Here is a 5,720-nt window from a genome sequence, read left to right as displayed (position 1 = left end):
CCCGGTCGGGCGGGCAGCGCCTTCGCGCGCCGGCCGGGCTGCACCGGCGCGGCTCGGCGTTTTCTTACGCTCGCTGGGTGCCTCTGCCGCATCCCAGTGCCGCGGGGCTTCCCACTCCGTGGCTGCCGCGGCACGGCGCGGTGCGGCCTTCTTGGCGGCGGGCTTGGGCGCCTTTGCGCCTTCGGGCGCTTCCAGATGCTCGTGCCGGCCCAGGTAACGCCACTCGCCCGGGGGCAGATCACCCAGGCGGATGTTGCCGATGCGCACGCGCTTCAAGCCCACCACCTTCAGGCCTACCATTTCGCACATGCGACGGATCTGGCGCTTGCGGCCTTCGCGCAGGATGAAGCGCAACTGATCCTCGTTCTGCCAGCTCACCTTCGCCGGGCGCAGTTCGTGGCCATCCAGCGCCAGACCGTGATTGAGCAGCGCGAGCCCGCCCTCCGAAAGGTGGCCCTGCACGCGCACGAGGTATTCCTTCTCGATCGTGGAATCCTCGCCCACCAGCGCGCGGGCGATGCGGCCGTCCTGCGTGAGCACGAGGAGACCTTGCGAGTCAATGTCCAGCCGGCCGGCGGGGGCCAGGCCATACAGGTGGCTGGGGGCGAAGCGCACGGGGGATTTGTCCCCACTCCATTGCGTCTGCGGCGCGACCAGCGAGGCCGCGGGGCGGTACCCGCTCTCGGCCTGGCCCGAGACGTAGCCCACGGGCTTGTTGAGCAGGATCGTGACGCGGGCGGTCTGGGCCGACTGGGCCTGGCGCTTGAGCGCGATGTCCTGGTGCGGGTAGGCCTTGGTGCCCAGCTCGGTGACGACCTCGCCATCGAGGAGCACCCAGCCGCGCTCGATGTAGCTGTCGGCCTCGCGGCGCGAACACAGGCCGCGTTCGGCGAGCAGCTTGGAGATACGGACGGGTTCCATGGCGGTGCGGATGACAAGAGCAAATGAAGGCCGTCATTGTAGTGCCTGCGGATCACGGGGTTAGGTATTCCTTACAATTCGAACGCCGTCCGTGGCGCCAAAATCGCGATTTGTCCGGCACTGCCCACCCGCTTCACGGTAAGCTTGCGGCCACGCGCGCGCGGCGTCCGGCGCCATGCCGCCCTGCGCCCCAGAATCCGCCATCCCCCCATCCCATAGGAGCCAACCATGAACCAGGAACAATTCGCCAAGGTCGCCGACGGCCAGGGCTTCATCGCCGCGCTGGACCAGAGCGGTGGCAGCACGCCCAAGGCGCTCAAGCTCTACGGCGTGGAAGAATCCGCCTACAACGGCGAAGCCGAGATGTTCGACATGGTCCACGCCATGCGCACCCGCATCGTCGCGAGCCCGGCCTTCGACGGCCGCCGCGTGCTCGGCGCCATCCTGTTCGAGCAGACCATGGACCGCCAGTTCGAAGGCCTGGACGCCGCCCAGTACCTGTGGGAGCGCAAGCAGGTCGTGCCGTTCCTGAAGATCGACAAAGGTCTGGCTGACGAATCGAACGGCGTGCAACTGATGAAGGACAACCCCGGCCTGGACGCGCTGCTCAAGCGCGCCGCCGCCAAGGGCATCTTCGGCACCAAGATGCGCTCGGTCATCAACCAGGCCAACGAAGCCGGCATCGCCGCGGTGCTGGACCAGCAGTTCGAAGTCGGCCAGCAGATCGTCGATGCGGGCCTCGTGCCGATCATCGAGCCCGAAGTCAACATCAAGGCCGCTGACAAGGCCGCGATTGAAGAGATCCTGAAGAAGGGTTTCCTGCAACGTCTGGACGCGCTGCCCGACGACGCCAACGTGATGTTGAAGCTCACGCTGCCGGAAGTCGACGGCTTCTTCCAGGAGCTGGTCGATCACCCGCGCGTCGTGCGCGTGGTGGCGCTGTCGGGTGGCTACAACCGTGACGACGCCAACGCGCGCCTGGCCCGCAACCCGGGCGTCATCGCCAGCTTCAGCCGCGCGCTGACCGAAGGCCTGTCGGCCCAGCAATCCGACGACGCCTTCAACCAGGCGCTGGATCAAAGCATCGAAAGCATCTACCGCGCTTCGATCGCCTAAGTCCGTCGTTGTCACCCGGGGCGTCCTGCCCCGGGCGGTGGCGCCGGTTCCGGCGCTGCTCTCCCCACGTTCTCTCTGTGATGTCGCGTCCGCAGCGCCGTGCTGCCGGGGCGAACTGGTGCATGCACGTCTGGCCGCATCGTGTTGGCCAGGTGCGTGGTTTTTCTCCATGTCGGTTGCCACGAATAGTCACCCCGCTGCCGGCTGAGCACACTGCGGTTCCCGTCAGGAGAATCGCATGACACGCGCATCGACATATCGGCCACGGCGCCAACGTGGCCAGGGCATGACCGAGTACATCATCATCGTGGCCCTGATCGCCGTGGCCGCCATCGCCGTCTATCAAATGTTCGGACAGGTGGTGCGCTCGCAGACGGCGGCAATGGCGCGCGAACTCGCGGGCGAGGACGGCAGCGCCGAGTCGCGTGCGGCGCAGGATGCCGCCGGACGCGCATCGTCGCAGACCGCATCGCGATCATTGAAAGCCTTCACGGGCAACGCGGGCGCCGCGGGGGGGCAATGATGGCTCGCGTGCACGGCGTGAGGCTCGCCAGGGAGCGTCTGCGGCGCTGGCCGTCCGGGCAGGCGCTCGTTCTCGCGCTCTTTCTGCTGGTCGCCGGGGTGGCCGCGCTGCTGCGGCTCTTCGATACCGGACAACTCGTGCACGAGCGGGCGCGGCTCACGCAGGCGGCCGACGCCGCCGCCTACAGCGGCGCGCTTGCGGTGGCCCGCGCGCTGAATCTGCAGGCCTACGCCAATCGTACGCAGATCGCCCACCAAGTCGCGATGGCGCACTTGGTGACGCTCGCGTCGGCCTCGCGCTTCGTGGCCACGGAGGGCACGCGTGCCAGCCTGGGCAATCCACCTGCCTCGGTCATCGGTCTGCTCTTCGGCCCGCAGCATGGCGCCGCCTATCTCGCAGCGCGGGCAGGCGCCGGCATGGATGCCGTGGCGCAGCAGGGCTTGCGCGCGGCCTTCGATGCACACGATCGCCTGGTTCACGAGGTCCTGTGGCGCACGCAGCAGGCGGTGGCGGCCACGCTGCCCGCCACGCGCTGGGCCGCCATGCAGGCGGTACTGCAAGCCAACGATGCGCTGGGTGCCACGCCGGCGGCGGATGCCGCCCAACTCGACCCGGTGTTCCTCGCAGACACGTTGCCTGGCTTCATCGGTGTCTATGCCGGCGCCTCGCGCGCGAGGCTGGCCGGTCTCGTTCGTGAGGCAACGGCTCACTATGGTTTTCTCGATCCGCGCAACCACACCGCGCGCAACGCGTGGCTGGTGAGCCCACGGTGTCCCTGGCGGCGCCACGAATTGCGCCGCCGGGGCGAGACCGCGCTCGAAGGCAATGACACCTGGACGTCCACCGATACGCAGTCGTATCACGCGCTGCGCTCGAATCGCTGGATCGGTTGCTACTTCCGGGAGTACCCCATGGGCTGGGCCGATGCGGCAGCCCAAGGGCGTCCGCCGGCCGAAGAGACGTCAGCCGGAGTGGACGCGCCCGCCGACTTCAGTGCGGAGGACTTCTGGCGCTGGGCCCAGGCCAACACGGATTGGGACATTTTCAACGGGACGAGCAACCCGCTTGCCCATGCGTATGCGCGAGCGAGTCGTATCCGCTGGCAATCGCGGGGTCTGCCGGGCTTCGTCGACATCAGCACGCGCGCGGCGCAGGATGCGAGCGGCGTGCGCTTTGCCGTGCGGGTCTGGCGTGGCGCGGGGGGGCTCGCGGTGACGGGGGCTGCGAGCCAAGTCCGCGTCGGGCCGGGTCCATTGCGGGGCAACGCTCGGCTGCCTGGCGACGCGCTTGCCGTGGTCAGCGCGGCACAGACGTTCTTCGAGCGGCCCCAGCCCCGGCAGGATGGCGCCGAGGAGCGGCCCAGCCTCTATCAACCGTACTGGCAGGCGCGGCGTGTGTCGGTCACGGCGCAGGAGCGCGCACTTGCGCGCGAGCGCCAGGGTCTCGGTGCCGGGAGGGGGGCATGAGCGCGCAGACGCGTCATCGTCCACGGGCGTTGCGGCGGCGGACTCCTCATCCTGGCGCGATGGCCGGCCAGGCCTTGGTGGAAGGCATGGTCGGCTTGGCGGCCCTGGTCGTGCTGTTCTGGGCCGTCCCTCTGGTCGGTCGTTATCAGGACATGGCGCTGAGCAGTGTGCTGGGCAGTGGTCACGCCGCATTTCTCTCCACCCGCGACGAGTTCACGCCGGCAGCGCTCGCGCAGGCCGTCGTGCCCGGTCTCGTCGGCGAGGCGCCTGGCCGCTGGCGCGATGCGGCGGGACGGCCGCTGCTGGCCGGCGCGCAGATCACGCAGCGGCGTGTCGCGCTGGCCGATCCGGCACAGCCTGGCGGGCCTGCTGCGCAAGGGCTGCGGCGGGACTGGGGGCTGGAGGACACCGGCATCCGGATCGCCGCCATGACCGTGCAGGCGCGCGATCTCACGGTTGGCCCTGCAGACCGTCTGTCCTTCGCTCGCGGCACGGCGGTGCTCGTCGATGCCGGTCATGCGGCGTCGCCGGCCCAGGTCCAGACGCGCGTGGCGCAGCAGCGCCCGGGCTGGCAGGCTGCACAGGGCGGTTCGTCGTTGCTCGCGCAAACGGTGGGGCTGTCGGCATGGCCCGTCGATGCCGCCTGGCGCCGGCCACGGGCTGGCACGGATTGGGTCTTGGCCTGGGCCGATCAGGTGCCCGGCGATCGCTTGACCCGGAGGCGGTGATGACGCGATGGCGCCATTGCATCCTGTGGGCGCTGCTTCCCTGGCCTGCCACGGCGGCGCTGCCTCAATTGGCGTGGCCGCCTGGAACGCAGCTGCAGCCATTGGTCATGACCTGGTTCGGCGCGCCACTGGACGTGCAGGTCGCGCAGATTCCACTGCCTGTGGCGGCAGCCATGGATGCCCTCGTCAGTCATGCCGAGCAGACCTGGCAGGCGACCGTCGCCGGCGGTCGGGTCGTGCTGGGGCCCCTGGACGATGCCTGGCGGTTGACCTTGACGGCAGCGGGCGACGCCACGGTGGCGACGCTGTCCCAGCTGGACCTGACCCGGGCGCGCGCGCCGTCGCTGCCCGCATGGCTGGGGTCGGGCTGGACGCTGCGCGCGGCCATCGGGCCGGGCGCCGGTCAGCAATGGCTCTTCACGCATGCGCAGCCGCCGGGGTTCGTGCGCGGCCCGGTGGCCGCGCGGCTGCGGGCGTCGGGATGGCAGGAGGTCGAGGTGCTCTCGCCGTCCGTCTCGCACTGGCGACAGGGCGCTTTGCACATGCGACTGGTGTGGGTCACGGCAGCAGCAGGCACGGGGCTGTCCGTCCACCTCGCGCCGCAGGGGCTGCCATGAGACGCCGAGGCGGTTCGTGGGGTTGCCATGAGCGCGGGCAGTCCTCGGTGGAGGCGGCGGTCGTGACAGTCGCTTTGGTGCTGGGGCTGTGGAGCGCGGGGGTCTGGCTGGGCGAAGCCGATGGCAGCGCCCTCGCACAGTGGCTGGACGGCTTGCGCCGCGGATATGCACGTTTCGTGGCGGTCCTCGCCACGCCACTCTAGAGGTTTCGATGACGACACCATGGCAACGCCATGCGAGGAAGGGAATGGTTGCCTTTGCGCTGCTGGCCGGCATGCACCTCGGCATCGGCCAAGCCATGCACCATGGCACGCTCGCGCAACCTTGCCAGGCGGGCCCATCCCCAGGC

6 protein-coding genes and 1 pseudogene are annotated in these 5,720 nt (G+C 69.6%); 6 read left to right on the top strand and 1 reads right to left on the bottom strand.

Features of this window, described 5'->3' with window-relative positions; all coding sequences use genetic code 11:
• Positions 1–198 precede the first annotated feature (198 nt).
• Positions 199–921: pseudogene (locus IMZ29_RS22050) on the bottom strand (pseudouridine synthase); the annotation flags it as partial.
• A gap of 228 nt (positions 922–1,149) precedes the next feature.
• Here IMZ29_RS22050 and IMZ29_RS22045 point away from each other — a divergent pair.
• The 6 genes from IMZ29_RS22045 (at position 1,150) to IMZ29_RS22020 (ending at position 5,574) form a co-directional block, all read left to right on the top strand.
• On the top strand, positions 1,150–2,037 hold the full coding sequence (locus IMZ29_RS22045; protein ID WP_216188394.1) for a fructose bisphosphate aldolase: 888 nt from the start codon (positions 1,150–1,152) through the stop codon (positions 2,035–2,037).
• A gap of 238 nt (positions 2,038–2,275) precedes the next feature.
• Positions 2,276–2,560, top strand: coding sequence for a hypothetical protein (locus IMZ29_RS22040; protein ID WP_216188392.1), 285 nt, complete (start codon positions 2,276–2,278; stop codon positions 2,558–2,560).
• A gap of 17 nt (positions 2,561–2,577) precedes the next feature.
• The gene (locus tag IMZ29_RS22035) at positions 2,578–4,026 is read left to right on the top strand and encodes a pilus assembly protein TadG-related protein (RefSeq protein WP_371820394.1); all 1,449 of its coding nucleotides are present in this window, start codon (positions 2,578–2,580) and stop codon (positions 4,024–4,026) included.
• The gene (locus IMZ29_RS22030) at positions 4,023–4,754 is read left to right on the top strand and encodes a hypothetical protein (RefSeq protein WP_216188383.1); all 732 of its coding nucleotides are present in this window, start codon (positions 4,023–4,025) and stop codon (positions 4,752–4,754) included. The genes IMZ29_RS22035 and IMZ29_RS22030 overlap by 4 nt, the downstream gene beginning before the upstream one ends.
• On the top strand, positions 4,754–5,371 hold the full coding sequence (locus tag IMZ29_RS22025) for a hypothetical protein (RefSeq protein WP_216188381.1): 618 nt from the start codon (positions 4,754–4,756) through the stop codon (positions 5,369–5,371). The genes IMZ29_RS22030 and IMZ29_RS22025 overlap by 1 nt, the downstream gene beginning before the upstream one ends.
• 62 nt (positions 5,372–5,433) lie before the next feature.
• Complete coding sequence (locus IMZ29_RS22020; protein ID WP_216188379.1) at positions 5,434–5,574, top strand: hypothetical protein; 141 nt, start codon at positions 5,434–5,436, stop codon at positions 5,572–5,574.
• The last annotated feature ends 146 nt before the right edge of the window (positions 5,575–5,720 follow it).

The sequence above is a fragment of the Verticiella alkaliphila genome, from assembly GCF_018904615.1.
Lineage (GTDB): Bacteria > Pseudomonadota > Gammaproteobacteria > Burkholderiales > Burkholderiaceae_B > Verticiella > Verticiella alkaliphila.
This window is presented reverse-complemented; position numbering and strand designations above follow the sequence as displayed.